Source organism: Arthrobacter sp. TS-15, from assembly GCF_006964045.1.
In the GTDB taxonomy this organism is placed as follows: domain Bacteria; phylum Actinomycetota; class Actinomycetes; order Actinomycetales; family Micrococcaceae; genus Arthrobacter.
This window is the reverse complement of sequence record NZ_SDXQ01000037.1, coordinates 111,212-137,759: the sequence shown is the minus strand read 5'-3', so window position 1 is coordinate 137,759 and position 26,548 is coordinate 111,212. Positions and strand designations below refer to the sequence as shown.

Below are 26,548 nucleotides of genomic sequence, written 5' to 3'. Positions count from 1 at the left end.
GCGTCATGGGGCGTGGGGGCGAGCCCGGACGTCAGCTCTTCCCACTCGTCCAGCAGGCTGGAATCCACTTGGCGCACCAGCTCGCCCAACCAAGCGATGAGATCTTCAAGATCCTCACGAAGGGAATCCTGGGGAACTGTTTGCCTCAGCGCACGGAAGCCATCGGCAAGATACCGCAGGACAATGCCTTCGGATCGGGCCAGGCCATAGAACTGAACGAACTCGCCAAAGTTCATGGCGCGCTCGTACATATCCCGGATGATCGATTTCGGAGCAAGTTCAAAGTCGCCCACCCAAGGCGCTGCCTTGCGGTATACCTCGAAGGCCTCGCCAAGAATCTCCGCCAACGGCATGGGATAGGTCACTTCGTCCAGCATGGCCATGCGCTGGTCATACTCGATACCGTCAGCCTTCATGGCCGCCACCGCCTCGCCCCGCGCCTTCTTTTGCTGGGCGGAGAGGATCTGTCGAGGTTTCTCCAGTGTTGACTCAATGACAGAGACAACATCCAGGGCGTAGGAGGGAGACTCCGGATCAAGCAGCTCCAAGGCAGCAAGTGCAAAGGGGGAGAGCGGCTGGTTGAGGGCAAAGTTTGCCTGCAGGTGGACAGTCAGCCGGACTGAGCGTCCCTCGGCCTCCTGCTCCTCCTCCGGAATGCGTTCCACTACACCCGCCGCCAGAAGTTCCCGGTAGATCCCCAAGGCTTTTTTCATCAGTTTGAGCTGGGCAGGCCGGCTTTCATGGTTCTCACTGAGCAGGCGCCGGGTTGCCTGGAAGGGGTCGCCCGGACGTTCCATGAGGTTCAGCAGCATCGCATGGGTAATGGTGAAGCTTGACGTCAAGGGTTCGGGTACAGACTCGACGAGCCGTTTGAACGTGGGCTCGCCCCAGGACACAAATCCTTCCGGAGGCTTTTTCTTAACTACTTGGCGCAGTTTCTTCTGGTCATCGCCGAACTTGGCAGTGGCCTTGGCCATGGCTTTCGTATTTTCCACCACGTGGTCCGGAGCCTGTACCACCACGGTGCCTGCGGTGTCGTAGCCTGCCCGTCCTGCACGGCCGGCAATCTGGTGGAACTCACGGGAGTTGAGAGGCCTGGTGCGTACGCCGTCGTACTTGCTCAAAGCCGTCAACAGCACTGTCCGGATGGGCACGTTGATGCCCACCCCCAAAGTGTCGGTTCCGCAGATCACTTTGAGGAGGCCGGCTTGGGCGAGCTGTTCCACTAGCCGGCGGTACTTCGGCAGCATGCCTGCGTGGTGGACGCCAATGCCGTGGCGGACCAGCCGGTTGAGGGTCTTTCCGAAACCAGCGGCAAACCTGAATCCCGCGATCAGCTCGGCGATGCGGTCCTTCTCTGCCCGGCTGCACATGTTGATACTCATGAGGTTTTGGGCGCGCTCAATGGCTTCAGCCTGGCTGAAGTGGACCACGTACACGGGAACCTGCTTGGTTGAGAGGAGTTCTTCCAGCGTCTCGTGTACAGGCGTCAGGTGGTAGTAGTGGTGCAGCGGAATGGGACGCTCTGCCGAACTCACTGTCGTGGTGGTCCGGCCCGTCAGCTCAGTCAGGCCCGTCTCGAACCGTGAAACGTCACCCAAGGTTGCGGACATCAGGAGGAACTGCGCCTGGGGGAGTTCCAAGAGCGGTACCTGCCACGCCCAACCGCGTTGCGGGTCGGAGTAGAAGTGGAATTCGTCCATGATCACCGAGCCCAGCTCTGCCGCCGATCCTTCGCGGAGCGCGATATTGGCCAGGATTTCCGCTGTGCAGCAGATGATGGGGGCATCCTGGTTTACGCCGGAATCACCGGTGATCATGCCAACGTTTTCGGCGCCGAAGATCTCGCAGAGTGCAAAGAACTTTTCGGAGACCAGGGCCTTGATGGGAGCTGTGTAGTAGCTCCGCTGGCCCCGTGCCATGGCTTCGAAGTGCGCTGCGATTGCTACCAAGGATTTGCCGGAGCCCGTGGGGGTGGCAAGGATGACGTTCGCGCCGGAGGCGAGTTCCATGATGGCCTCGTCCTGGGCCGGGTAGAGCTGCAACCCGCGGCTCTCGGTCCACTCGACAAACCGTGTGTAGATTTCGTCCGGGTCCAAACGGCCGGTGGAGGTGGTACCGGGGAGCTGCTCAAGAAGTTTCATTGGTTTCCAGCTTAGTGCCCGGACGGTTTAGGCTCAGCCCAGCAAGGGTGGCAGAGGCGAGGAGGCTTTCAGTGAAGTGGGATCCGTCCAAATACGTGGAGTTCGGCAACCATAGGGACAGGCCATTCCATGACCTCGTTGCCAGGGTGCGGTCCGTCCAACCGGGCAGGGTGGTTGACCTCGGCTGCGGCCCGGGAAACCTGACGGCAACCCTTGCCGAGCGTTGGCCGGAAGCCCACGTTGTGGGCATCGATTCGTCGGAGGAAATGCTGCTCCGGGCAGAATCCCTGAAGGAGGAGTACCTCCCGCAGCGGTCCCACCACCAGACGCCGGCCAGGCTAACTTTCGAGCAAGGTGACATCGCGGACTGGGAACCGGATGCGGAGACGGACGTGGTGGTCACCAATGCTGCCCTCCAATGGGTTCCCGGGCACCTGGACTTGATGCCCGGCTGGCTTCGCGCTCTTAAACCCGGGGCTTGGTTTGCCATGCAAGTGCCGGGCAACTTTACGTCCCCGTCCCACACACTTATGCGGGAATTGGCCGAATCCCCAAAGTGGTCCGGGCGGCTTGGCGGCGTGCTCCGGCACGATGGCGCAGTGGGCAGTCCTGCGGACTACTTGGGAATCATGCTCGACGCCGGATGTGCGGCTGACGCTTGGGAGACCACATACCTCCAGGTTCTGCAGGGGGAGGACCCGGTACTGGAGTGGGTCCGCGGCACGGGACTGCGTCCTGTGTTGGCAGCTTTGTCGGCGGAAGAGGCTGCTGATTTCGAAGGCCAGTATGCCGCCCTTCTGCGTCAGGCCTACCCTTCAACGAACCACGGAACGGTCTACCCATTTCGTCGCATATTTGCCGTAGCGCACAAGCCGGAATGAACTTGCAGAACTCTTCGCCGCAGGTAGTATTCACCTTCCCGCACCGTGACGGCTTGTCCGTTGCCCGCGTCGCTGGTCTAATTCTCGGCATGGACCAAGGACGCTTCGAACACCAGATTCCCCGGATGGACCCGGCACCAGGCCGGAGTTCACTGTGACTCCCACCGGAGATTTTCCAGGCAACTGGCGACCCAACACCGGCAGTGCTGTTGCGCTCTTTGAACAGTTGAGACTCCGGATCATCGAACTCATTGATGCAGGAGTCCTGGCTGTCGGCGCCAAGCTTCCTCCTGTTCGCAATCTGGCGGGGGCCTTGGACGTCGCACCCCACACCGTGGCCCGTGCATACAAAGAATTGGAAGCAGCAGGCGTCGTGGCTACCCGCGGGCGCAACGGCACCGTGGTTTGCGCGCGGGATGACCGTTGGGGCGCGCTGGCAGGTGTCGCCGCTGAATACGCCGCCGCCTCGAAGGCCCAGGGAGCTTCATTCGCCGAGGCAGTGCAGCTTCTTGCTGCCGCATACGACGCCGACTGATACCGATCAGTAGCATGTGAGGCACGACATGGAAATTCGAAGAAGTTTTCGATTAGCATTGGTAGGTGCCCAAAGCCTTAGCTGAAGATACCGCCATGGACGCCTTGAACGGCGTCCCCGCTCTTTCCGATACCAAACCCGCCAAGCCGGACCTTTCCCGCTTGGTGGTTAAGGGTGCCCGGGAACACAATTTGCGCAACGTGGACCTCGACCTACCGCGCGACGCCATGATCGTGTTCACAGGACTCTCCGGTTCCGGCAAGTCCTCCCTGGCTTTCGATACCATCTTCGCCGAAGGCCAGCGTCGCTACGTGGAGTCATTGTCCGCATATGCACGTCAGTTCCTTGGCCAGGTAGACAAACCTGATGTCGACTTCATCGAGGGTCTGTCTCCGGCGGTATCCATCGACCAGAAGTCCACCAGCAAGAATCCACGGTCCACGGTGGGCACCATCACCGAGATTTACGACTACATGCGTTTGCTGTGGGCGCGCGTCGGTCGTCCGCACTGCCCTGTCTGTGGCGAGCCTATCGCCCGGCAGACACCTCAGCAGATTGTGGATCAGCTCCTGGAACTGGATCCGGGTACCCGATTCCAGGTCCTTGCCCCCGTTGTGCGAGGACGCAAGGGTGAGTTCGTCGATCTTTTCAAGGAATTGACGGCGAAGGGCTATTCCCGCGCCCGCGTAGACGGCGAGCTGGTTCAGCTGAGCGATCCGCCCAAACTCGGCAAGCAGTTCAAGCACACCATTGAAGTTGTAGTGGACCGCCTGGTGGTCAAGGAAGAGATCAGCCAACGCCTCACTGATTCCGTCGAGACCGCCCTCGGCCTCGCTGAAGGCCGTGTGCTGGTGGAGTTCGTGGACCTCGAGGCCGAGGACCCCAACCGTATCCGCGCCTTCTCAGAGAACCTGGCGTGTCCCAACGAACACCCCCTGGCCATCGATGAGATCGAACCCCGTTCGTTCTCCTTCAACAACCCCTTTGGCGCCTGCTCTGCCTGCAGCGGCATCGGCACCAGGCTGGAAGTGGATGAAGAACTGATTGTTCCCAATCCCGAGTTGTCCCTTGGCGAGGGTGCCATTGCCCCTTGGGCCCTTGGCACAGCCACCACGGAGTACTGGAACCGTCTCCTTGAGGGGCTGGCGCACGAGCTGGGCTTCTCCATGAAGACCTCCTGGGAGAAACTGCCCAAGGACATCCGGAATACGGTCCTGCACGGCAAGGACCACAAGGTGGTTGTCCAGTACAAGAACCGCTTTGGCCGCGAGCGTAAGTACAGCACCGGCTTCGAGGGTGCCATACAGTACGTTCACCGCAAGCACGGAGAAACAGACTCCGACTGGGCCCGCGACCGGTACGAAGAGTACATGCGTCAGATTCCGTGCCCCGAGTGCAACGGTGCCCGTCTCAACCCTGCCTCGCTGTCCGTGCTCATCAACGGTAAGTCGATCGCCGAGGTTGCAGCCCTGCCCATGCGTGAGTGCGCGGAGTTCCTGGGCAGCCTTACCCTGACCAACAGGGAAGCCCAGATTGCCAACCAGGTCCTGAAGGAGATCCAGGCCCGCCTGACCTTCCTCCTGGACGTTGGACTGGAGTACCTGAACCTTGAACGCCCTTCGGGAACCCTGTCGGGCGGTGAGGCTCAGCGCATCCGTCTTGCCACCCAAATTGGCTCTGGCCTGGTGGGTGTCCTCTATGTTTTGGATGAGCCATCCATTGGTTTGCACCAGCGGGACAACCGGCGGCTCATCGAGACGCTCACGCGCCTCCGGGACCTCGGTAACACCCTGATCGTCGTGGAGCACGACGAAGACACCATCCACGAAGCCGACTGGGTGGTGGACATCGGACCGGGTGCCGGCGAACACGGCGGCCAGGTAGTGCACTCCGGTACCTACAAGGAGCTGCTGAAAAACACGGAGTCACTGACCGGTGACTACCTGTCCGGTCGTCGCAAGATCGATGTCCCCACCAAACGCCGTAAGTACGACAAAAAGCGTGAACTCAAGGTTGTAGGTGCCCGGGAGAACAACCTCAACAATGTTGACGCCACGTTCCCCCTGGGACTTTTCACGGCGGTCACTGGTGTCAGTGGATCCGGCAAGTCCACGTTGGTGAACGAAATCCTCTACAAGGTCCTCGCCAACAAGCTCAACGGAGCCAAGCAGGTTGCAGGCCGCCACCGCACAGTTGCTGGACTCGAGCACCTGGACAAGGTGGTCCACGTTGATCAAAGCCCCATCGGCCGTACACCCCGGTCCAACCCAGCTACGTACACCGGTGTCTTTGACAACATCCGGAAACTCTTTGCTGAGACCACCGAAGCCAAGGTGCGGGGCTACCAGCCGGGGCGCTTCTCCTTCAATGTCAAGGGCGGGCGCTGCGAGGCTTGTTCGGGCGACGGCACACTGAAGATCGAAATGAACTTCCTGCCGGATGTCTATGTTCCTTGCGAAGTGTGCCACGGCGCCAGGTACAACCGGGAAACCCTTGAGGTTCACTACAAAGGCAAGACCATTGCGGACGTCCTCAACATGCCCATTGAAGAAGGTGCCGAGTTCTTCGCTGCCTTCACCCCCATCGCACGGCATTTGAAGACCTTGGTGGATGTGGGCTTGGGCTACGTCAGGCTTGGCCAACCTGCAACCACACTCTCAGGCGGCGAGGCGCAGCGCGTGAAGCTGGCAGCCGAGCTTCAGAAGCGGTCGAACGGACGCAGCATCTACGTCCTCGATGAGCCCACCACGGGCCTGCACTTTGAGGACATACGTAAGCTGCTCCTGGTTCTTCAGGGCTTGGTGGATAAGGGCAACACCGTGATCACCATCGAACACAACCTGGATGTCATCAAATCCGCGGACTGGATTGTGGACCTTGGTCCCAATGGTGGTTCGGGCGGCGGGAAGATCGTGGCCACAGGAACGCCGGAACAGGTGGCCAAATCCACGGACAGCCACACGGCGACCTTCCTGGCCGAGATTCTCTGATAGCTACTCACGGGCGGCCGGAAGGCCGTCAGGGAATATCTCTGCGACCCTGGAAGTATTCCTGTAGCGGCATGCGAGTTTCAGGCATGCCGCTACTCGTGAGAAACTAACCCGGTGACTCAAACAACGGTGCCCGTAATATTCGATCTGGACGGCACCCTTGTCGATCCTGCCGGAGGTATCACGGGAGGCATTTCTGCAGCCCTCCGGGAAATGGAGCTCCCTGTTCCGGAGCAAGCCGTCTTAAATTCAATGGTGGGGCCTAAACTCAGCGACTCCCTTCTGCATTTGGCCAACGTCCCCGGCGAATTGGTGGATGAAACCATTGAGCGATACCGGCGTCACTATAGGGAAACCGGTATTGGCCAGAGCAAGCTGTACCCGGGCATCTTCGATCTCCTTGAGTATTTCGCGGAGACCGGCCGGGCCGTTGCGGTAGCCACCCAGAAGCCACAGTCAATTGCGCGGCTGGTGCTTGAGCACCACAGAATCGCAGACTTTTTCGTCTCCATTCGGGGTGCTGCGGACGACGAATCCCTCAAGGCCAACACGGCGCCCGGCAAAGTCGAGATCGTGGGCGCGGCCTTGAAGGATCTTCACTCCCAGCCGGCCGTCATGGTGGGGGACAGGCATCAGGACGTCGCGGGTGCTTTGGCCAATGGACTGGACTGCATCGGGGTCAGTTGGGGTTTCGCCCCGGACGGTGAACTTGAGGAAGCCGGAGCAGTCGCAGTAGTAAGCACCGCCGTGGAGCTTCGCAGCACAATTGAAGAACTTGACGCTGTCCGCGCGGCAGCCCTGAGCGAGGTACAAAACGATGGCAGTCTTTGATGCGATCCGCTGGACAACCCGTGGCCTGATCTCCTCCACGTGCCGTCCAACGGTCATTGGACTGGAGAACGTTCCCAAGGATGGGCCATTCATCGTGGCACCCAATCATCTGTCCTTCCTGGACAGCGTCATCGTCCAGGCGCTCATGCCCCGGCCTGTTGCTTTTTTTGCCAAGGCGGAATACTTCACCACCAAAGGCGTCAAGGGCGCGGTGATGAAGTCGTTCTTTGAAGCAGTGGGTTCCATTCCCGTTGAGCGCGGCGAGCAGGCGGCCAGCGTGCAGGCGCTCAAGACGCTGCTGGACATCCTGGAATCCGGTAAGGGCATCGGCATCTATCCTGAAGGCACCCGGTCCCGGGACGGCATCCTATACCGGGGCAGGACGGGTGTGGGCTGGCTGGCCCTCACTACTGGCGCTCCGGTGATCCCGGTGGGGTTGATCGGCACCGAGAAACTGCAGCCTGCGGACAAGAACGCAGTCCGTCCCCAGCACTTCACCATGAAAGTGGGCGAGCCCCTTTACTTCGACAAGACAGGCCCGGACCATTCGTTGCCGGCCAGGCGCGAAGTCACTGACAAGATCATGGATGCCATTGCGGTGCTCAGCGGGCAGGAACGGTCCACAAGCTACAACCAGAGCAAGTCTGTTGACTAAGGCCTGGTAAACCGGCTCCGTGGCAAAGAGTGTCGTTACGGTTCACTAGACTGGAATCGTGGCAGATCCAGCAAGTTACCGGCCCCAAACGGGTGAAATTCCCACCACCCCCGGCGTCTATCGTTTCCGTGACCCCCATGGTCGGGTCATTTATGTGGGCAAGGCAAAGAACCTCCGTTCCAGGCTGAACTCGTATTTCGCCAACCCTGCAGGTCTTCTTCCCAAGACCCATGCAATGGTCCACGCGGCCAGTAGCGTTGAATGGACCATGGTAGGCAGCGAGCTGGAATCGTTGCAGTTGGAATACACGTGGATCAAGGAGTTCAAGCCACGGTTCAATGTGGTCTTCCGGGATGACAAAACTTATCCCTACCTAGCGGTCACCATGGGGGAGAAATATCCCAGGGTCCAGGTCATGCGTGGCGAGAGAAGGAAAGGGACCCGGTATTTCGGTCCCTACACTGCTGGTGCCATCAGGGAGACCATGGACACTCTTCTGCGGGTCTTCCCCGTGCGGAGTTGCAGCGCCGGTGTCTTCAAGCGGGCTGAGTCCAGCGGCCGGCCCTGCCTTCTGGGGTATATCGACAAATGCTCGGCACCCTGTGTCGGACGGGTTACCCCTGAGGAGCACCGTGGACTGGCTGAGGACTTCTGTTCCTTCATGGGCGGCGAAGCCAAGCGTTTTATAGGCCGGCTGGAAAAGGACATGGCTGCCGCCGTTGCTGAACTGGACTACGAGCGCGCGGCGGGCCTGCGGGACGACATCATCGCCCTCCGTAAGGTCTTTGAACGGAACGCAGTGGTCCTTGCCGAGGACACTGACGCAGACGTCTTCGCCCTCCATGAGGATGAACTTGAAGCGTCCGTTCAGGTGTTCCACGTGCGCGGCGGCCGGGTCCGGGGCCAGCGCGGTTGGGTGGTGGAAAAGGTGGAAGATGCCACCTCCCCGGAACTGATCGAACATCTGCTGCAGCAGGTTTATGGAGAAGACAGTGAAGTTCAGGGCCGCATCCCACGGGAAGTCCTGGTTCCCGAGAACCCCAGCAACCATGCGGAACTGACTGAATGGCTGGGGGGATTACGCGGGGCAAGGGTGGACATCCGGGTCCCGCAGCGCGGTGACAAGGCTGCCTTGATGTCCACGGTGCGCGAGAATGCGGAGCAAGCACTGAAGCTGCACAAGACGCGGCGCGCTGGAGACATTACCGTTAGGTCCGTTGCACTTCAGGAACTGCAGGAGGCGTTGGAGATTCCGGTTCCCCTGCTGAGGATTGAATGCTTCGATATTTCCCACGTCCAGGGCACCAACGTGGTCGCGTCCATGGTGGTAGTGGAAGACGGGCTGCCCAAAAAATCGGATTACCGGAAGTTTTCCATCACGGGTGCTGCGGCCACGGACGATACCGCAGCCATGCACGACGTCCTCACGCGCCGGTTCAGGCACTACCTGACGGACAAAGCTGCCCAGGTCCCCATTGTCTCCGGGGAGATCGTCAACCCCACGCGAACCGGCGCCAAAAGCAGCGCCAACCTGCCGACGTCGGACCCTGAAGTTCCGGCCCCGAAGGCCAAATTCGCGTATCCGCCCAATCTTGTGGTGGTGGACGGCGGGCAACCGCAGGTCAACGCCGCGGCCCGCGCCCTAGCGGAGTTGGGCATTGATGACGTTTACGTGGTGGGGCTGGCAAAGCGACTTGAGGAAGTCTGGCTCCCGGACAGCGACTTCCCCGTCATCCTTCCCCGAACATCTCAAGGCCTGTACCTGCTGCAGCGCATTCGCGACGAAGCCCACCGATTCGCCATCACGTTCCACCGGCAGAAGCGCGGCAAGGCGATGACGGTCTCGGCCCTGGATGGCGTTCCTGGGCTAGGCGAGGCAAAGCGCAAGGCACTGGTGGCGCATTTTGGCTCACTCAAGAAGATCAAAGCCGCGTCAGTGGAGGAGCTGACATCGGCCAAGGGCATCGGACCGGCGCTTGCAGCCGCGGTGGTCCAGCACCTTGGTGCCACTGATGATTCAGATGAAACGGCACCGGCGGTGAACATGACCACCGGCGAAATCCTTGAATCTTAGCTAGGGTAAGAACTTGTCCGGTCGGCGCGATCGAGCTGCCGGACGCCTGTAACCGGCTGCTTGCACCACGGCGCCCCGGGCGGCAACCACGATCATTTTCACTGACCACTTCCTACGAAACGGGGACAACTGATGGATGAGGCTACGGCAGGGTCCGGCACGGAGCAGGACGGCCTGACGCCCGTGAAGCCGCCGGAGGCTGAGCTGTTGGTGGTAACCGGCATGTCGGGTGCCGGCCGCAGCACCGCCTCGGACGCCTTGGAGGATCACGGCTGGTATGTGGTGGACAACCTTCCTCCGCAGATGCTGGGTACTCTGGCCGAAATTGTCTCGCATGCGCCCAAGTCCATTCCCAAGCTGGCAGTAGTGGTGGACGTTCGCAGCAAGGATCTCTTCACGGACATCCAGACCGCCCTGGGGGCATTGAGCGCAAGCGGCATCACGTTCCGGGTCCTCTTCCTGGATGCCAATGACGACGTCTTGGTCCGCCGTTTCGAGCAGGGTCGCCGCCCGCATCCGTTGCAGGGCGGCGGGCGGATACTGGACGGCATCGGGATTGAACGTGAGGTCCTGCGCGAACTGCGTGAACACGCCGATGTGGTACTGGACACCTCCGACTTCAACGTCCATGGCCTGGCCACCGCCATCACGGAATTATTCAGCGATACCGGCCCTGTAACACTTCGGCTCAATGTCATGAGCTTTGGTTTCAAATACGGACTCCCCGTGGATGCGAACTTCGTGGCGGACGCCCGGTTCATTCCCAACCCGCACTGGGTTCCCCAACTTCGGCCCCATACGGGCCTGGATGAGGACGTCAGCGAGTATGTCCTGGGCGCGGCGGGTGTCCAGGAGTTCGTGGATCGTTACGTTCGGGCGTTGGAGCCTGTCCTGGACGGCTACCGGCAGGAGAACAAGCATTACGCCACGCTGGCTGTTGGTTGTACAGGAGGAAAGCATCGCTCGGTGGCGGTGGCCATGGAACTGTCCAAGCGCCTGGCCCAATACCCCCGCGTCACTGTGACCACCACTCACCGCGACCTGGGGCGCGAATAGTGGGGGTCCTGACGGGACCGCTGCCACTCATTCCGCCCAAGGGCGTCCCCGGCAGCCAACAGAAGAAAAGCCCCTCCGTGGTCGCCCTGGGTGGCGGTCACGGACTGGCCGCTTCGTTGTCCGCCCTGCGGCTGCTCACCTCTGAGCTGACGGCAATCGTCACAGTCGCGGACGACGGCGGCAGTTCCGGTCGTCTGCGTGAGGAGTACGGTGTCCTTCCGCCCGGAGACCTTCGGATGGCGCTCAGCGCCCTTTGCGACGATACGGACTGGGGGCGGACGTGGCGGGACGTCATGCAACACCGCTTCGAAGCCGGTTCGGCTAAAGGCGGTTCGCTGGATAACCACGCCATGGGCAACCTCCTGATCGTCACGTTATGGGAGCTGCTGGGGGACACTGTTGCCGGCCTCAAGTGGGCGGGAGCGCTGCTTGGCGCCCGCGGCCAGGTCCTGCCCATGTCCAGCGTTCCCCTCACCATTGAGGGCAAGGCCCGCGTGGAGTTGCCCGATGGCGGCAATGAACTAAGGACGGTTCGGGGACAGGCGAAATGTGCCGTGGCAGGAAAGCTGGAAGAAGTCAGGCTCCTTCCCGATGCCGCCCCGGCCTGCGTGGAGGCTCTCACTGCTATCGAGCTTGCTGATTGGGTCATCCTCGGCCCCGGCTCCTGGTACACCTCGGTTCTGCCGCACTTGCTGCTGCCTGAGCTGCGGCGGGCCCTCGGTGACACCGCCGCCAAACGCTGCCTCACCATGAACCTGGATGTGGAAACCAAGGAAACTTCCGGCATGACCGCAGCGGACCACTTGGACGTTCTACGCCGCTATGCGCCTGAGTTCACAGTGGACGTGGTCCTGGCCGATCCCGCAGCCGTGCAGGATCTCAAGGCTTTTGAGAAGGCCGCTGCAATGATCGGTGCCGAAGTGGTGTTGGGTAGAGTAGGTGCGTCGAGGCGCCGCCCCGTCCATGATCCACTGCTGTTGGCAGCGGCGTACCACGATATTTTCGGGAACAGTTAGGAACACGCGATGGCACTTACTGCGTCGGTCAAGGACGAACTGTCCCGGCTGGACATCAAGAAATCTTCGGTCCGCAAGGCGGAGGTTTCGGCAATGCTGCGTTTTGCGGGCGGCTTGCACATCATTTCGGGACGTATCGTCATCGAGGCTGAGGTGGATCTTGCCTCCACCGCACGCCGTCTCCGGGCAGCGATCGCCGAAGTTTACGGACATCAGAGTGAAATAATCGTTGTTTCCGGCGGAGGCTTACGCCGGGGGAGCCGCTACGTCGTCCGCGTTGTCCGTGACGGCGAGGCGCTGGCCCGCCAAACCGGTTTGCTGGATGGCCGTGGGCGCCCTGTCCGCGGTCTCCCTTCAGCGGTCGTGAACGGCTCCGCTGCAGATGCTGAGGCTGTGTGGAGGGGTGCGTTCCTTGCTCATGGCTCGCTGACCGAACCGGGTCGCTCCTCCTCCCTTGAAGTGACCTGCCCCGGCCCTGAATCGGCGCTGGCACTGGTCGGCGCAGCCCGACGCTTGGGGATTCAGGCCAAGGCGCGTGAAGTTCGCGGTGTGGACCGCGTGGTCATCCGCGACGGCGACACCATCGCTGCTCTCTTGACCCGCATGGGCGCGCATGACGCCCTGATGGTTTGGGAAGAACGCCGGATGCGAAAAGAAGTACGGGCCACCGCCAACAGGCTGGCCAACTTTGATGACGCCAATCTTCGGCGCTCGGCGCAAGCCGCTGTGGCAGCGGGCGCCAGGGTGGACCGCGCGTTGGAGATCCTGGGAGACGACGTCCCTGACCACCTCAAGTACGCAGGGGAGCTTCGTGTTGCCCACAAGCAGGCGAGCCTGGATGAGCTCGGCCGCCTCGCCGATCCGCCCATGACCAAGGACGCCATCGCGGGCCGTATCCGACGGCTCCTTGCCATGGCGGACAAACGTGCGGTGGATTTGGGCATTCCGGGGACTGAGGCAAATGTGACTCCCGAAATGATGGACGAGTAGGGCGCACCCATAGAATCGAGAAAGTGCGGAGGAAATACTGCAAGGCCACCGCGGGTTGTTCCCGATGGAGGCAAGAGCAGTTTGCTTCGCCAAGGATTTCCGGCCGGCCCGCTGGCCGGATGACATAACGAGAGTTACCAACCGGACGTGAGTCCACTACATTGGAGGATTTCGTGACAGAGTACGTTCTGCCCGAGCTCGGCTACGACTACGCAGCACTCGAGCCGCACATTTCTGCAAAGATCATGGAGCTGCACCACAGCAAGCACCATGCGGCATACGTTGCAGGCGCCAACAACGCCCTCTCCCAACTGGCCGATGCGCGCGAGAAGAATGATTTCGCCAACATCAACCGCCTCTCCAAGGACCTCGCGTTCCACACCGGCGGCCACATCAACCACTCCGTGTTCTGGAACAACATCTCCCCGGACGGCGGCGACAAGCCCGAAGGCGAACTCGCAGCCGCTATTGACGACGCCTTCGGCTCGTTTGATGCTTTCCGTGCTCAGTTCAGCGCAGCTGCCCTGGGCCTGCAGGGTTCCGGCTGGGCTTTCCTGGCCTATGAGCCCATCGGTGGAAACCTGCTCATCGAGCAGCTCTACGATCAGCAGGGCAACGTAGCCGTGGGCACCACCCCGCTGCTGATGCTGGACATGTGGGAGCACGCCTTCTACCTGGACTACGTCAACGTCAAGGCTGACTACGTCAAGGCATTCTGGAACATCGTCAACTGGGCAGACGTCGCCAAGCGCTTCGAAGCCGCCCGCGCCAACGCCACGGGCCTCATCGTCCTCTAGTTGGTGAGTTCCGGTTCACGCAGATGTAATAAAAGTCACCTTTAGCGTGAAATCGGGCGAAATGCTCAAAAGCCTGCCTCCGCAGTTGCGGGGGCAGGCTTAGTTAAACGTAAGATGGATCACGGAAGGCGGTTAGCCTTCAGCAACGTGGCTGGTCGCCCTCCGATCTGATAATCACCTCTGCCCAAAGACGTGCGGGGTCTGTTAGTTGGAAATATTTGATCCGACTCACTAGGCGTGCTTGCAAGAGCACCAAGGAGATTGACACATAGTGACCACCCGTATTGGTATCAACGGCTTCGGCCGCATCGGCCGTAACTACTTCCGCGCAGCACTGGCCCAGGGCGCAGATCTTGAGATCGTGGCAGTCAACGACCTCACCAGCCCCGAAACGCTCGCGCACCTCCTGAAGTACGACTCCGTCGGCGGCCGTCTCGCCCAGACCGTGGAAGTTGTCGATGGAAACCTGGTAGTTGACGGTAAGTCCATCAAGGTCCTTGCTGAGCGTGATCCCGCCAACCTGCCTTGGGGCGAGCTTGGTGTCGACATCGTCATCGAGTCCACCGGCTTCTTCACCAAAGCTGCAGCCGCACAGAAGCACATTGATGCCGGCGCCAAGAAGGTCCTCATCTCTGCACCTGCCAGCGACGAAGACATCACCATCGTCATGGGCGTCAACCACGAGCTGTATGACCCCGCAGCCCACAACATCATCTCCAACGCATCCTGCACCACCAACTGCCTCGGCCCGCTGGCCAAGGTTGTCAATGACGCTTTCGGCATTGAGCGCGGCCTGATGACCACGGTCCACGCCTACACCGCAGACCAGAACCTGCAGGATGGCCCGCACGGAGATCTCCGCCGTGCCCGCGCTGCTGCGATCAACATGGTCCCCACGTCCACCGGTGCTGCCAAGGCAATCGGCCTGGTCCTCCCGGAACTCAAGGGCAAGCTGGATGGTTACGCCATTCGCGTGCCCGTCCCCACCGGCTCCGCTACGGACCTCACGGTCACTGTTTCCCGCGAAGTCACGGTTGAGGAAGTCAACGCTGCCGTCAAGGCTGCCGCAGAGTCCGAGCAGTTCGCTGGAATCCTCAGCTACACGGACGCCCCCATTGTGTCCTCGGACATCGTCGGAGACCCCGCCTCTTCCATCTTCGATTCCGGCCTCACCAAGGTCATTGGCAACCAGGTCAAGGTTGTTTCCTGGTATGACAACGAGTGGGGTTACTCCAACCGCCTCGTAGACCTCACGGAGCTCGTCGCATCCAAGCTGGGCTAGGGTAGACACATGACATCTCACACCCTCAACGAACTCATCGCTGAAGGTGTCCGCGGGCGGTACATTCTGGTCAGAAGTGACCTGAATGTGCCGCTCGACGGCTCTGCAGTGACCGACGACGGCCGTATCAAGGCCTCCCTTCCGGTCCTCAAGAAGCTCTCGGACGCCGGTGCCCGTGTGCTCGTAACCGCCCACCTCGGCCGCCCCAAAGGCACACCTGAGGAAAAGTACTCCCTGAAGCCCGCTGCAGCCCGTCTGGCGGAACTCGCGGACTTCACGGTCCAGCTGGCCGAAGACACGGTGGGAGATTCCGCCAAGGCGCTTGCAGCCAATCTCCAGGACGGCGAAGTTCTCGTCTTGGAAAACGTTCGGTTCGATGCCCGCGAAACCAGCAAGGACGACGCCGAGCGTGGCGCGTTTGCTGACGAACTGGTTGCCCTCACCGGAACAAACGGTGCCTTCGTCGATGACGCTTTTGGCGCCGTCCACCGGAAACACGCCAGCGTCTTCGATGTCGCTACTCGCCTGCCGTCGTACCTGGGCGACCTCGTTCACACGGAGGTAGAGGTTCTTCGGAAGCTCACCACGGACACCCAGCGTCCCTACGTTGTGGTTCTTGGTGGCTCCAAGGTTTCGGACAAGCTGGCAGTCATCGACAACCTCCTGGGCAAGGCTGACACCATCCTGGTTGGCGGGGGAATGCTCTTCACCTTCCTGGCCGCAGCCGGACACAAGGTCGCGGGCAGCCTCCTTGAAGAGGACCAGATTCCTGTCGTCCAGGATTACCTCAAGCGCGCGTCCGATGCCGGAACGTCGTTCGTGATCCCCACAGACGTGGTGGTCGCAAGCCGTTTCGCTGCAGACGCTGAGCACGAGGTCGTCAAGGCAGACGCCATTGAGGACAGCCGTTTTGGTGCTTCCGGGATTGGGCTTGATATTGGCCCGGAATCAGCCTCGGCATTCGCTGCCCAGATCGAGGGTGCCAAAACCGTGTTCTGGAACGGCCCCATGGGCGTCTTCGAATTCGAGGCCTTCTCCACCGGCACGCGCGCCATTGCGCAGGCCCTGACGGATACCGTTGCGTTCACCGTAGTTGGTGGCGGCGATTCTGCTGCAGCAGTCCGCACCCTCGGATTCGAGGATTCGCAGTTCGGCCACATTTCCACCGGTGGCGGCGCCAGCCTGGAATACCTTGAAGGCAAGGAACTTCCCGGTCTGAGCGTCCTGGACCGCTAAGCATCAACCGACCGGCAGGGCGCAACCGCGTCCTGCCGGTCGTTCCATATCTCAACGCATTTTTTTGGAGTTCATGTGACTACCTCTGCTAACGGCAACTTCATCCGCAAACCCTTCATCGCCGGCAACTGGAAGATGAACATGGACCACGTCCAGGGAATCACCTTGCTGCAGAAGCTGGCCTGGACACTGTCCGACGCCAAGCACGACTACAGCCGTACCGAGGTGGCAGTGTTTCCTCCGTTCACGGACCTCCGCGGTGTCCAGACGCTGGTTCAGGGTGACGAGCTGGAAGTCGTCTACGGCGGCCAGGACCTGTCCCAGTTTGACTCCGGCGCTTACACGGGCGATATCTCCGGTCAGTTCCTGAGCAAGCTTGGCTGTGCCTACGTCCTGGTGGGCCACAGTGAACGCCGCACTATCCACAACGAGTCTGACGATGTTCTGAACGCCAAGGTCAAGGCCGGCTTCCGTCACGGAGTTACTCCCGCACTGTGCGTAGGAGAGGGCCTTGAGATCCGTCAGGCGGGCACGCACGTGGAGCACACCCTGGCTCAGCTTCGCGCCGGTGTGGAAGGCCTCACGGCTGAGCAAGCTGCTGAACTCGTTGTGGCTTACGAACCCGTCTGGGCCATTGGCACCGGCGAAGTCGCGGGCCCGGAAGACGCACAGGAAATGTGCGCAGCCATCCGTGCTGAGCTCGCCGAACTCTTCGACGAAACCGTCGCAGCGAAGACACGACTGCTCTACGGCGGCTCTGTCAAGGCCAACAATGCTGCAGCCATCATGGCAGAAAGCGACGTTGACGGATTGCTTGTGGGTGGCGCCAGCCTGGACCCCGCTGAGTTTGCTAACATTGTCAGGTTCGAGAGCCACCTCGTCACGGACTAGTCCGGCTCCCGATTTCCGCTTCTTCGAAAGGCCGTCGTGGACGTTCTTCAAGTCATTCTGCAGATCCTGCTGGGCATCACCAGCCTTCTGCTGACTCTGCTCATCCTCCTGCACAAGGGACGTGGCGGCGGTTTGTCCGACATGTTCGGTGGTGGTATGAGCTCCGGATTGAGTTCGTCCGGTGTCGCCGAGCGTAACCTGAACCGCTTCACCATTATCCTTGGCATCACGTGGGGCGTCGTGATCATCGGCTTGGGCCTGATCATGCGATTCACCTCCGGTGGCGATTCCTAGTCATACCAGGAAAGGGAGGCTCCTGACGGGAGCCTCCCTTTTTCTTTGTCCCGGGCACCCAACGCTACTGCCGCCGTCGGGCCCCTCGCACTAGACTTGCCCTGTTGGCCGTGAGGCCCACAGGCCGTGACGGCCCACCACCGAGTCGCGAGGGGTTCGAAAATGGTTCATGGCACGTCTGGATATCGGGGCACACGCGTCGGCGTGACCCAAGGGTCCAGTCCGCGACATCAGAGCGACCACGGCCCCGGACAACAAGTGCCGCGTATTCGCGTTCCCTACTGGTGCGCCAAGGGACACGAAACGCGGCTTGTTTTCCTTAAACTGCCGGACGAGCAGATTCCCAAGACGTGGGACTGTCCCAAATGTGGTTCGCCCGCCACGCGCGACCCCGGGAATCCGGCCCCGGAAAGACCTGACGATGAGATTTTCAAATCGCACCTGGACTACGTTAAAGAAAGACGCTCCAGCCAGGATGCCGAAGTGGCCCTGGCCGGAGCGCTGGATCGGTTACGCGCCCGCGGGGTCCTTCCGGACCAACTGCTGGGGGACACGTGACGCCGCATTCTCGTCGATAAGCCATAGGGTCCTCGCCCGCCCCACCGGACCCGCTGCGGGGACCTGAACAGGGTTGGCACCCGCGAGGGCCAGGCCCACGGCTCCTGCCTTATCCTCGCCGGCAACAACCATCCAGATTTCCTGTGCGGTATTGATCGCTGGAAGCGTCAGCGAGATGCGCGACGGCGGCGGCTTAGGTGAGTTCTCCACGCCCACCACAGTGCGGGTCTTCTCGCGAATTCCGGCTTGCTCAGGAAAGAGCGATGCTACGTGTGCATCTGGTCCAACGCCCAAGAGCAGGATGTCAAAGCGCGGCAGGATTCCCGGTTGCTCAGGCCTGTTGTCTGATGTGTCTGCTGCGTGCTCAGCCTCAGCAGCTGCCTTGAGCTCCTGGGCGTAAGCTGCTGCTGCTTCGTCAGCTGTGGCATATGCATCGGTGGAGCCGGGTTCGTGAACCCTGGCCGGGTCGACCGCCAAGTGGGCTAGCAGTGCTTGGTGGGCCTGGCGCGTGTTCCTGTCATCGCTGTCGGCAGCGACGAACCGTTCATCGCCCCACCAGAAGTTCACCCTCGACCAATCCACGGCAGGTGCGGCAGCGGAGTCAGCCACAGCCTTCAGGGTCCCGATACCAACGGTTCCGCCGGTGAGGACCACCGTGGCCTCGCCATGCTTGTCCTGGACATCCACAAGCTTGGTGATCAGACGTGCCGCTATGGCGGCCATCAACACCTTCGAGTCGGGGTGGATACTTACTCTGGGCTCAGCGTGCACTGGTCTGGACTCTCCTCTGACTGGTAAGTGGAAGTCCCATCGTAATCACTTCTCCGAACACTTCGTCCGGATCAAGCCGCCGCAGTTCTTCAGCGAGGCAGTCCTTGAGGCTTCGGCGGGGGAGCGTGATGCGTTGTGCCGGCTGCCCGGGTTGGGTCAGCTCGGCAACAGAGAGGCCGGGACGGAAGAGCTGGACGTCGCCACTGGCACGCGTCAGGCGGACACGGCGGATACCGGTACCTGCAGGGTCCGCCACAATTGTGACCGGGGCCTCCAGCGCCAGACTGAGCCACGCCGCCAGCAACAGGGTGCTGGGGGAATCGGAAGCGCCTTCAACGGCAACGGCGGAGACAGGGTCGCTATCGACCTGGTCAAAGACAGCCGCGAGTTGCATGCGCCAGTTGGTCAGCCGGGTCCATGCCAGATCGGTATCGCCGGCCTTGTAGGTGGCACGGATGTTTTCCAGGGCCAGGCGCGGGTCCGGCTCGTTGGCGGAGTCGGTGATGCGTCGGTGCGCGATGCGGCCGATGGAGGTCTCGCAGGCGCTTTCCGGCGCGCCGTGAGGCCACCACGCCACGATCGGTGCGTCCGGCAGCAGGAGAGCGGCCACAAGGGATTCGCTTTCGTGGGCCATGTGACCGTGACCTCGCAGGACGATGACTTCAGATGCACCGGCGTCGCCACCGACGCGGATCTGCGCGTCGAGGCGGTCAGGGCCTTCAACGCCTGCGTCGGCGAGGACAATGATCCGGCAGGGGTGTTCCCTGCTGGCTTCGTTGGCCGCTTCGATGGCTTCTTCTTCATACCCGGACTTCGTCACCACTACCAGGGTCAGTACACGGCCCAATGCAATCACGCCGCCTTGCTCGCGCAGGGACATGATCTTCTTGGAGATCTTGGAGGTGGTTGTGTCGGGAAGATCTACGATCATGGCCTTCTCCAGGTTCGTCCGTCACGGGCCAGCAAGGCATCGGCCGAGGCCGGCCCCCAACTACCCGGTGCGTAGGGTTGCGGTTGTTCATCGAGCCCGGCCCAGTATTCCTCGAACGGGTCAAGGATCTTCCAGGACAGTTCCACTTCCTGGTGGCGCGGGAACAGCGGCGGCTCACCCAGAAGTACGTCCAGGATGAGGCGTTCATAGGCTTCGGGGCTGGACTCGGTGAAGGAGTGGCCGTAGCCGAAGTCCATGGTGACATCGCGGACTTCCATCTGCGTGCCCGGAACCTTGGAGCCCAACCGGATGGTTGCGCCCTCGTCGGGCTGCACGCGGATGACCACGGCGTTCTGTCCAAAGTCGTCCTCGCCGTGATCACGGAACAGCAGGTTGGGTGCGCGTTTGAAGACCACAGCGATCTCCGTCACGCGACGGCCCAAACGCTTGCCGGCCCGCAGGTAGAACGGCACACCGTTCCACCGACGCGTGTTGATGTCCACCCGGATCGCGGCGAACGTCTCGGTCTTGGAATCGGCCGGGATTCCGTCTTCGTCCAGGTAGCCCAGGACTTCCTCGCCGCCCTGCCAGCCTCCGGTGAACTGACCACGCGCCGAGTGTGTGGAGAGGTCCTCGGGCAGCTTGACCGCTGCGAGGACCTTTTCCTTCTCCGCCCGCAAGTCATCGGCGTTGAAGGAGATGGGCTCTTCCATCGCTGTCAACGCGAGCAACTGGAGCAGGTGGTTCTGGATAACATCGCGGGCAGCACCCACGCCGTCGTAATACCCCGCACGCCCACCGGTGCCGATGTCCTCGGCCATGGTGATCTGGACGTGGTCTACGTAGTTGGCGTTCCAGAGCGGTTCGAACAGCTGGTTCGCGAAGCGCAACGCCAGGATGTTCTGCACCGTCTCCTTACCCAGGTAGTGGTCGATCCTGAACACGGCGTCAGCCGGGAATACCGACTCCACAATGTCGTTGAGCTGGCGGGCAGACTCAAGATCGTGCCCGAACGGCTTCTCGATGACCACACGCCGCCACTGCCCCGGCTTCGCCTGCGCCAAGCCATGCTTGGACAGCTGCCGGCAGACCTGTTCAAACGCTTTGGGCGGGATGGACAGGTAGAACCCGTGGTTCCCACGGGTTCCCCGGGTCTCATCCAGCTCATCCAGGACATCGCCCAGACGTTCGAAAGCGTCGTCGTCGTCGAACTCTCCCTGAACAAAACGGATACCGGAGGCAAGCTGCTCCCACACCGCTTCATCAAATTTGGTCCGCGCGTGCGCCTTGACGTTTTCCTTGACTTCGGCCGCGAACTCGGCGTTGTCCCAGTCACGGCGGCCGAAGCCCACCAACGCGAAGCTGGGAGGCAAGAGACCGCGGTTGGCGAGATCATAGACCGCCGGCATGAGCTTCTTACGAGCCAGGTCCCCGGTGACTCCGAAGAACACCAACGACGACGGCCCGGCAATCCGATTCAGGCGACGGTCCCGCGGATCCCGCAAAGGATTCCGGGTACTGCCGTTCTTAGTTTCTGGCATGTTTGGTTCTGTGCCTTAGCTTTCGAGTGCGCTGGCTTGGTTAGCCAACGCAGAGACGATTTCCTGGAGCTGGGCTACGCCGGCTGCACGGTCGGTGAGGTGCAGGCGCAGTACCGGGCGGCCGTGACCTTCCAGGACCTGGGCATCACCCGAGGCCTGCGCAGCAATGAGCTGGCCGAACGTGAAGGGACGCTCCGGGATCTCGAGATCCGTAGCTGATGCTGCAGTGATCTGCAGGAACACTCCGATTGCCGGTCCGCCCTTATGGAACTGTCCCGTGGAGTGCAGGAAACGCGGGCCCCAACCGAACGTCACCGGACGGCCACTGACGGCAGCCAGTTCGTCACGGATGCCTTCGAGCGGTGCATGGGAAATGCGGTCCAGGTAGGCCTGAACGCTCAAATAACCATCTGCACCGAGCTGGCCAAGGAGCGCCTGCACAGCTTCGCTCGCCGTCGAGGCGTCCCCGAGCCAGTCACCGCCGCGAACCTCCACAGCACCATCGGTGAACGCTGCGGGGGTCGGTTCAGGGCGGGCGTCCAACAGGCCGCGCGCGGCAACCTTAGCTGCCTCGACGTCGGGCTGGTCAAACGGGTTGATGCCCAGCAGACGGCCCGCTACCGCGGTGGCGAATTCCCAGGCAAACATCTGCGAGGGAAGCCCACCGGCAATGGCAACCTCGTTCTCACGAAGTTCGACGTCGGCATCAGCACTCACCAGGCGGACCACCAGGACATCCCCGGCACCGCCAAGGGCCTCCGGGGAATCCGGACCGGCAACGACCGGCAGAACACCGGTGCCCAGCTTCCCGGTGGATTCCGCGATCAGCTGTTCGGCCCAGTCAGCGAAGCCGACAATGCCCGAACCGTCTTCGGCGATCACGATCTTGTTGCGCAGCGGGTTGGTACCACCCAGGGCGATGCCGAGGGCAAGGCCGATGTTGTCCGCTGAATCCTCATTGAGAATCTCAGCAGCTTCTTCAGCTTCATCCAGGAATGCCTGGATGTCGACACCGGCCAGCCCACACGGGACCAAGCCAAAAGCTGTCAGTGCAGAGAAACGTCCACCCACATTCGGATCGGCGTTGAACACTGCGCGGTAGCCCGCTTCGCGGGAAGCGTTATCCAGCGGCGAACCGGGATCGGTGACGATGATGATGCGGCTCTTGGCGTCGATGCCGGCGTCGTTGAACGCCTTCTCGAACACTCGTCGCTGGGAGTCGGTTTCAACGGTGGAGCCCGACTTGGAGGAAACAACAATAGCCGTCTCCGCCAGCCGGTCCGCCAATGCAGCACTGACCTGTTCGGGGTCGGTGCTGTCCAGCACCGTCAGCTCGACGCCGGCGGTGCCGGCGATAACCTCAGGCGCCAAGGAAGACCCACCCATGCCACAAAGGACAATGCGGGTGACCCCTTCACCGCGAAGGGCATCGCGAAGTTCCAGGATGTCACCGACCAAAGCCTGAGACACTGTGGCGGCTTCTACCCAGCCGAGGCGTATCGCCGATTCGGACTCCGCGTCAGGCCCCCACAAAGTGTGGTCCTTGGCGAAAATCCGCGTGGCGATCTTTTCCTCGACCAAGCCGTCAATGTGCTGGGCAATAGCCTGCTGGGCGGCACCGCTGGCGTCGTAGCTGATTGTGCTCATGGTGTGTTAGGAAGCCTTCCGTGCGGTGACGAGTGCGCCTTCAACGTCGGCGAGGAGTTCCTTCCAGGAGCCCACGAACTTCTCGAGGCCTTCGGTCTCAAGGAGGGTGACGACGTCGTTGTAGGAGACACCGAGGGCTTCGAGGGCGTTGAGGGTCTCGTTCGCTTCGTCGTAGGTGCCGGTGATGGTGTCGCCGGTGACTACTCCGTGGTCGAACGTGGCGTCGAGGGTCTTCTCGGGCATGGTGTTGACCACGCCCGCAGCGACGAGTTCGGTGACGTAGAGGGTGTCCGGGTAGGCCGGGTCCTTCACGCCGGTGGAAGCCCACAGGGGGCGCTGGGGGAGAGCGCCTGCTTCAGCCAGCACTGCCCAACGCTCGGTGGAGAAGAGCTCTTCGTAGACCTGGTAGGCCAGGCGTGCGTTCGCCACGCCGGCCTTGCCCTTGAGTGCCTTGGCTTCATCGGTGCCGATGGCGTCAAGGCGCTTGTCGATTTCCGAATCCACGCGGGACACGAAGAACGATGCCACTGAGTGGATCTTGGAAAGGTCGTGGCCGTTTTCCTTGGCCTGCTCAAGACCGGACTGGAAGGCGTTGATGACTGCGCGGTAGCGCTCCAAGGAGAAGATCAGCGTGACGTTGACGCTGATGCCCTCGGCGAGGGTGGCCGTGATGGCCTCCAGGCCTTCCAGGGTTGCCGGAATCTTGATGTGGACGTTGTCCTTGTTGACCTTGGCGTGCAGGTGCTTGGCCTCGGCAATGGTACCGGCGGTGTCCCAGGCAAGGCGGGGGTCAACCTCGATGGAGACTCGGCCATCCACACCATTGGTGGCGGCGGCGATCGGGGCGAAGAGATCGCAGGCGTCAGCGACGTCCGTGGTGGTGATCTCGAAAATCGTCTCTTCGACACTTGCGCCGGCCGCAGCTTGGGCGGCAATGGTGGCGTCGTAGTCCGTGCCGGCGGTGATGGCGGCGTGGAAGATGGACGGGTTGGTGGTCACACCAACAACGTTCTTCTCGTCGATGAGCTTCTGCAGCGTGCCGGTATCCAGGCGGGTGCGGGAGAGGTCATCGAGCCAGATCGAAACGCCGGCGTCAGAGAGCTGCTGCGTGGGAGTTGTAGACATGTGTGTTTCTCCTTGTGAGAGGGAAGCAGACTGTTATGCGTTGGAGTCTGCGAGGGAGTCTTTGGCTGCGGCGGCAACGGCTTCGGCGGTGATGCCGAACTCGTTGAAGAGCCGCTTGTAGTCGGCCGAGGCGCCGAAGTGTTCCAGGGAGATGGAGCGGCCGGCGTCGCCGACGAATTCGCGCCAGCCCAGTGCCAGACCGGCTTCGACCGAAACGCGGGCCTTGACAGCAGCGGGGAGCACGGACTCGCGGTAAGCCTCGTCCTGCTTGTTGAACCACTCAACGCACGGCATGGAGACAACGCGGGCTGCGATGCCTTCGGCCTGCAGGGCTTCGCGGGCCTGGACTGCGAGCTGAACCTCGGAGCCGGTGCCGATCAGGATGACCTGCGCGTCAACGGTTTCGCCGTCTTTGGAGGCTTCGGCAAGGACGTACCCGCCCTTGGCTACACCTGCGGTGGAACCGAAGGTGTCACCAGCAGCTTCGCCTTCGCCGCGGGGGTAGGTTGGGATGTTCTGGCGGGTCAGGACAATGCCTGCCGGGTTCTCGTGGTTCTCCAGCATGGCCTTCCATGCAGCCGAGACCTCATTGGCGTCGCCGGGACGGACGACATCCAGGCCCGGGATGGCGCGCAGCGAAGCGAGCTGCTCCACCGGCTGGTGGGTAGGTCCGTCTTCGCCCAGGCCGATGGAGTCGTGCGTCCACACGTACAGGGATGGGACACCCATTAGCGCGCCAAGGCGGATCGCCGGGCGCTGGTAGTCGGAGAAGATCAGGAACGTACCGGAGAAGGCCCGGGTGCGTCCGTGCAAGGAAATGCCGTTCACGATCGAAGCAGCAGCGTGCTCACGGATACCGAAGTGCAGCACACGTCCGTACGGGTTGCCCTTCCAGGCATCCGTGGAGCGCGAGGTCGGGATAAACGACGGCGAGCCTTCGATGGTGGTGTTGTTGGACTCGGCGAGATCGGCCGAACCGCCCCAGAGCTCGGGCAGGACCGGGCCGATAGCGTTCAGGACCTTGCCGGAGGCAGCGCGGGTGGAAACGTCCTTGCCTGCCTCAAAGACGGGCAGTGCAGCGTCGATGCCCACGGGCAGCTTCTTGGCTTCCACGCGCTCCAGCAGGGCAGCAGCATCCGGGTTGGCGGCCTGCCATGCCTCGAACGACTTCTGCCACGCGGCACGGGCTTCGGCGCCGCGGTCCAGGACCTTGCGGGCGTGGGCCAGAACTTCTTCGTCAACGTCGAAGGACTTGGCCGGATCGAAACCGAGCACGGTCTTCAGTGCCGCGACTTCCTCAGCGCCCAAAGCGGAACCGTGGATCTTGCCGGTGTTCTGCTTCTTTGGCGCCGGGTAGCCGATGATGGTGCGCAGCGAGATGATGGACGGCTTGTTCGTCTCTGCCTTCGCTGCCTGCAGTGCCGAGTAGAGTTCCTGAACGTCTTCGACGTAGTCGCCGGTCTTGGTCCAGTCCACGCGCTGGGTGTGCCAGCCGTAGGCCTCGTAGCGCTTAAGGACGTCTTCAGTGAAGGCGATGTCGGTGTCGTCTTCGATGGAGATGTGGTTCTCGTCGTAGATCACAACGAGGTTGCCCAGTTCCTGGTGTCCGGCAAGCGAGGACGCCTCGGACGTCACGCCTTCCTGGAGGTCGCCGTCGGAAGCGATGACCCAGATGGTGTGGTCGAACGGCGATTCGCCGGCGGGAGCATCGGCGTCGAACAATCCACGCTGGCGACGCTGGGAGTACGCGAAACCAACAGCGGAGGCCAGTCCCTGGCCCAGCGGGCCGGTGGTGATTTCCACACCGGCGGTGTGCTTGTACTCAGGGTGACCCGGGGTCAGCGAACCCCAGGTGCGGAGCGCCTCGAGGTCCTTCAGTTCCAGGCCATAACCGGAGAGGAACAACTGGATGTACAGGGTCAATGACGTGTGACCGGGGGACAACACAAAGCGGTCGCGGCCAATCCAGTCCGGGTTCTTCGGGTCATGACGCATCAGCTTCTGGAACAGCAGGTACGCTGCCGGAGCCAAGCTCATTGCCGTACCAGGGTGACCGTTTCCGACCTTCTCCACGGCGTCGGCGGCCAACACGCGAACGGTGTCAACTGCCTTTTTGTCCAGATCGGTCCATGACAGTTCTTGCTCTTCCAAATGTGGCACGAAAACCGAGCCCCTCTCTGTGCTGACGGCAGGCGTACGGACACGGCACGCAGGAAGCACAGGATGGCGCCCGCTGCAATGTGTCTACCAGCCGTTCACCATTGAAACGTTGATCTCTCATCCAGACGCACGGATATCCGAGA

The 26,548-nt window shown here is 61.7% G+C and carries 23 protein-coding genes; 16 read left to right on the top strand and 7 right to left on the bottom strand.

Annotated elements, in window-relative coordinates:
* The coding region (locus EU811_RS15615; RefSeq protein WP_142939246.1) for a DEAD/DEAH box helicase at positions 1–2,144 on the bottom strand (2,144 nt) is incomplete at its 3' end.
* A 71-nt stretch (positions 2,145–2,215) separates the two neighbouring features.
* Between EU811_RS15615 and EU811_RS15610 the strand changes: the two genes are divergently transcribed.
* From EU811_RS15610 to EU811_RS15540, 16 genes are all read left to right on the top strand, one after another.
* The gene (locus EU811_RS15610; RefSeq protein WP_165450195.1) at positions 2,216–3,025 is read left to right on the top strand and encodes a trans-aconitate 2-methyltransferase; all 810 of its coding nucleotides are present in this window, start codon (positions 2,216–2,218) and stop codon (positions 3,023–3,025) included.
* Positions 3,022–3,183 (top strand): hypothetical protein, encoded by a 162-nt coding sequence (locus EU811_RS24260; protein WP_238703426.1) that lies wholly within the window; start codon positions 3,022–3,024, stop codon positions 3,181–3,183. Before EU811_RS15610 ends, EU811_RS24260 begins: the two co-directional genes overlap by 4 nt.
* Entirely contained in the window at positions 3,180–3,560 is a 381-nt protein-coding gene (locus EU811_RS15605) for a GntR family transcriptional regulator (protein WP_142939244.1), read from the top strand. Before EU811_RS24260 ends, EU811_RS15605 begins: the two co-directional genes overlap by 4 nt.
* A 65-nt stretch (positions 3,561–3,625) precedes the next feature.
* Complete coding sequence (uvrA, locus tag EU811_RS15600) at positions 3,626–6,550, top strand: excinuclease ABC subunit UvrA (protein ID WP_142939243.1); 2,925 nt, start codon at positions 3,626–3,628, stop codon at positions 6,548–6,550.
* Positions 6,551–6,664: 114 nt separating this feature from the next.
* Positions 6,665–7,381, top strand: a complete 717-nt coding sequence (locus EU811_RS15595; RefSeq protein ID WP_142939242.1) for an HAD hydrolase-like protein — start codon at positions 6,665–6,667, stop codon at positions 7,379–7,381.
* Complete coding sequence (locus tag EU811_RS15590) at positions 7,368–8,036, top strand: lysophospholipid acyltransferase family protein (protein WP_142939241.1); 669 nt, start codon at positions 7,368–7,370, stop codon at positions 8,034–8,036. Before EU811_RS15595 ends, EU811_RS15590 begins: the two co-directional genes overlap by 14 nt.
* A gap of 58 nt (positions 8,037–8,094) precedes the next feature.
* Positions 8,095–10,110, top strand: coding sequence for an excinuclease ABC subunit UvrC (gene uvrC / locus EU811_RS15585; protein ID WP_142939240.1), 2,016 nt, complete (start codon positions 8,095–8,097; stop codon positions 10,108–10,110).
* Between the two features lie 132 nt (positions 10,111–10,242).
* Positions 10,243–11,166 carry an RNase adapter RapZ gene (rapZ, locus tag EU811_RS15580; RefSeq protein ID WP_142939239.1) on the top strand — a complete coding sequence of 308 codons (924 nt, stop codon included), beginning with the start codon at positions 10,243–10,245 and terminating at the stop codon, positions 11,164–11,166.
* Positions 11,166–12,182, top strand: coding sequence for a gluconeogenesis factor YvcK family protein (locus EU811_RS15575; RefSeq protein ID WP_142939238.1), 1,017 nt, complete (start codon positions 11,166–11,168; stop codon positions 12,180–12,182). The genes rapZ and EU811_RS15575 overlap by 1 nt, the downstream gene beginning before the upstream one ends.
* Positions 12,183–12,191: 9 nt before the next feature.
* On the top strand, positions 12,192–13,172 hold the full coding sequence (gene whiA / locus EU811_RS15570) for a DNA-binding protein WhiA (RefSeq protein WP_062069705.1): 981 nt from the start codon (positions 12,192–12,194) through the stop codon (positions 13,170–13,172).
* Between the two features lie 173 nt (positions 13,173–13,345).
* The gene (locus EU811_RS15565) at positions 13,346–13,969 is read left to right on the top strand and encodes a superoxide dismutase (RefSeq protein ID WP_091467344.1); all 624 of its coding nucleotides are present in this window, start codon (positions 13,346–13,348) and stop codon (positions 13,967–13,969) included.
* Positions 13,970–14,240: 271 nt separating this feature from the next.
* Positions 14,241–15,251: a type I glyceraldehyde-3-phosphate dehydrogenase gene (gap, locus tag EU811_RS15560; protein WP_089595055.1), complete on the top strand. Its 1,011-nt coding sequence runs from the start codon at positions 14,241–14,243 to the stop codon at positions 15,249–15,251.
* Between the two features lie 9 nt (positions 15,252–15,260).
* Complete coding sequence (locus EU811_RS15555; protein ID WP_142939237.1) at positions 15,261–16,487, top strand: phosphoglycerate kinase; 1,227 nt, start codon at positions 15,261–15,263, stop codon at positions 16,485–16,487.
* 75 nt (positions 16,488–16,562) lie between these two features.
* A complete protein-coding gene (tpiA, locus tag EU811_RS15550; protein ID WP_142939236.1) occupies positions 16,563–17,378 on the top strand; it encodes a triose-phosphate isomerase in 816 nt (271 codons plus the stop codon).
* 36 nt (positions 17,379–17,414) lie between these two features.
* Positions 17,415–17,672, top strand: coding sequence for a preprotein translocase subunit SecG (gene secG, locus EU811_RS15545; protein WP_017198454.1), 258 nt, complete (start codon positions 17,415–17,417; stop codon positions 17,670–17,672).
* Between the two features lie 162 nt (positions 17,673–17,834).
* Positions 17,835–18,230 carry an RNA polymerase-binding protein RbpA gene (locus EU811_RS15540; protein WP_142939235.1) on the top strand — a complete coding sequence of 132 codons (396 nt, stop codon included), beginning with the start codon at positions 17,835–17,837 and terminating at the stop codon, positions 18,228–18,230.
* Here the strand turns inward: EU811_RS15540 and pgl are convergent.
* From pgl to tkt, 6 genes are read right to left on the bottom strand one after another with little or no spacing between them, the layout of a single operon-like run.
* Positions 18,183–19,001 carry a 6-phosphogluconolactonase gene (pgl, locus tag EU811_RS15535; RefSeq protein WP_142939234.1) on the bottom strand — a complete coding sequence of 273 codons (819 nt, stop codon included), beginning with the start codon at positions 18,999–19,001 and terminating at the stop codon, positions 18,183–18,185. The genes EU811_RS15540 and pgl overlap by 48 nt on opposite strands.
* Positions 18,991–19,932 (bottom strand): glucose-6-phosphate dehydrogenase assembly protein OpcA, encoded by a 942-nt coding sequence (locus tag EU811_RS15530; RefSeq protein ID WP_142939233.1) that lies wholly within the window; start codon positions 19,930–19,932, stop codon positions 18,991–18,993. Before EU811_RS15530 ends, pgl begins: the two co-directional genes overlap by 11 nt.
* The gene (gene zwf, locus EU811_RS15525; protein WP_142939232.1) at positions 19,929–21,473 is read right to left on the bottom strand and encodes a glucose-6-phosphate dehydrogenase; all 1,545 of its coding nucleotides are present in this window, start codon (positions 21,471–21,473) and stop codon (positions 19,929–19,931) included. Before zwf ends, EU811_RS15530 begins: the two co-directional genes overlap by 4 nt.
* Before the next feature lie 15 nt (positions 21,474–21,488).
* Positions 21,489–23,120, bottom strand: coding sequence for a glucose-6-phosphate isomerase (locus EU811_RS15520; RefSeq protein ID WP_142939231.1), 1,632 nt, complete (start codon positions 23,118–23,120; stop codon positions 21,489–21,491).
* Between the two features lie 6 nt (positions 23,121–23,126).
* Positions 23,127–24,245, bottom strand: coding sequence for a transaldolase (gene tal / locus EU811_RS15515; RefSeq protein ID WP_142939230.1), 1,119 nt, complete (start codon positions 24,243–24,245; stop codon positions 23,127–23,129).
* A gap of 33 nt (positions 24,246–24,278) precedes the next feature.
* Positions 24,279–26,405: a transketolase gene (gene tkt, locus EU811_RS15510; RefSeq protein ID WP_238703425.1), complete on the bottom strand. Its 2,127-nt coding sequence runs from the start codon at positions 26,403–26,405 to the stop codon at positions 24,279–24,281.
* Positions 26,406–26,548: the final 143 nt, after the last annotated feature.

Coding starts and splice junctions, on each gene's coding strand:
- EU811_RS15590 (WP_142939241.1), top strand. CDS start 7,368: ATGGCAGTCTTTGATGCGATCCGCTGGACAACCCGTGGCCTGATCTCC.
- EU811_RS15520 (WP_142939231.1), bottom strand. CDS start 23,120: ATGAGCACAATCAGCTACGACGCCAGCGGTGCCGCCCAGCAGGCTATT.
- rapZ (WP_142939239.1), top strand. CDS start 10,243: ATGGATGAGGCTACGGCAGGGTCCGGCACGGAGCAGGACGGCCTGACG.
- EU811_RS24260 (WP_238703426.1), top strand. CDS start 3,022: ATGAACTTGCAGAACTCTTCGCCGCAGGTAGTATTCACCTTCCCGCAC.
- zwf (WP_142939232.1), bottom strand. CDS start 21,473: ATGCCAGAAACTAAGAACGGCAGTACCCGGAATCCTTTGCGGGATCCG.
- EU811_RS15540 (WP_142939235.1), top strand. CDS start 17,835: ATGGTTCATGGCACGTCTGGATATCGGGGCACACGCGTCGGCGTGACC.
- EU811_RS15555 (WP_142939237.1), top strand. CDS start 15,261: ATGACATCTCACACCCTCAACGAACTCATCGCTGAAGGTGTCCGCGGG.
- whiA (WP_062069705.1), top strand. CDS start 12,192: ATGGCACTTACTGCGTCGGTCAAGGACGAACTGTCCCGGCTGGACATC.
- tal (WP_142939230.1), bottom strand. CDS start 24,245: ATGTCTACAACTCCCACGCAGCAGCTCTCTGACGCCGGCGTTTCGATC.
- EU811_RS15530 (WP_142939233.1), bottom strand. CDS start 19,932: ATGATCGTAGATCTTCCCGACACAACCACCTCCAAGATCTCCAAGAAG.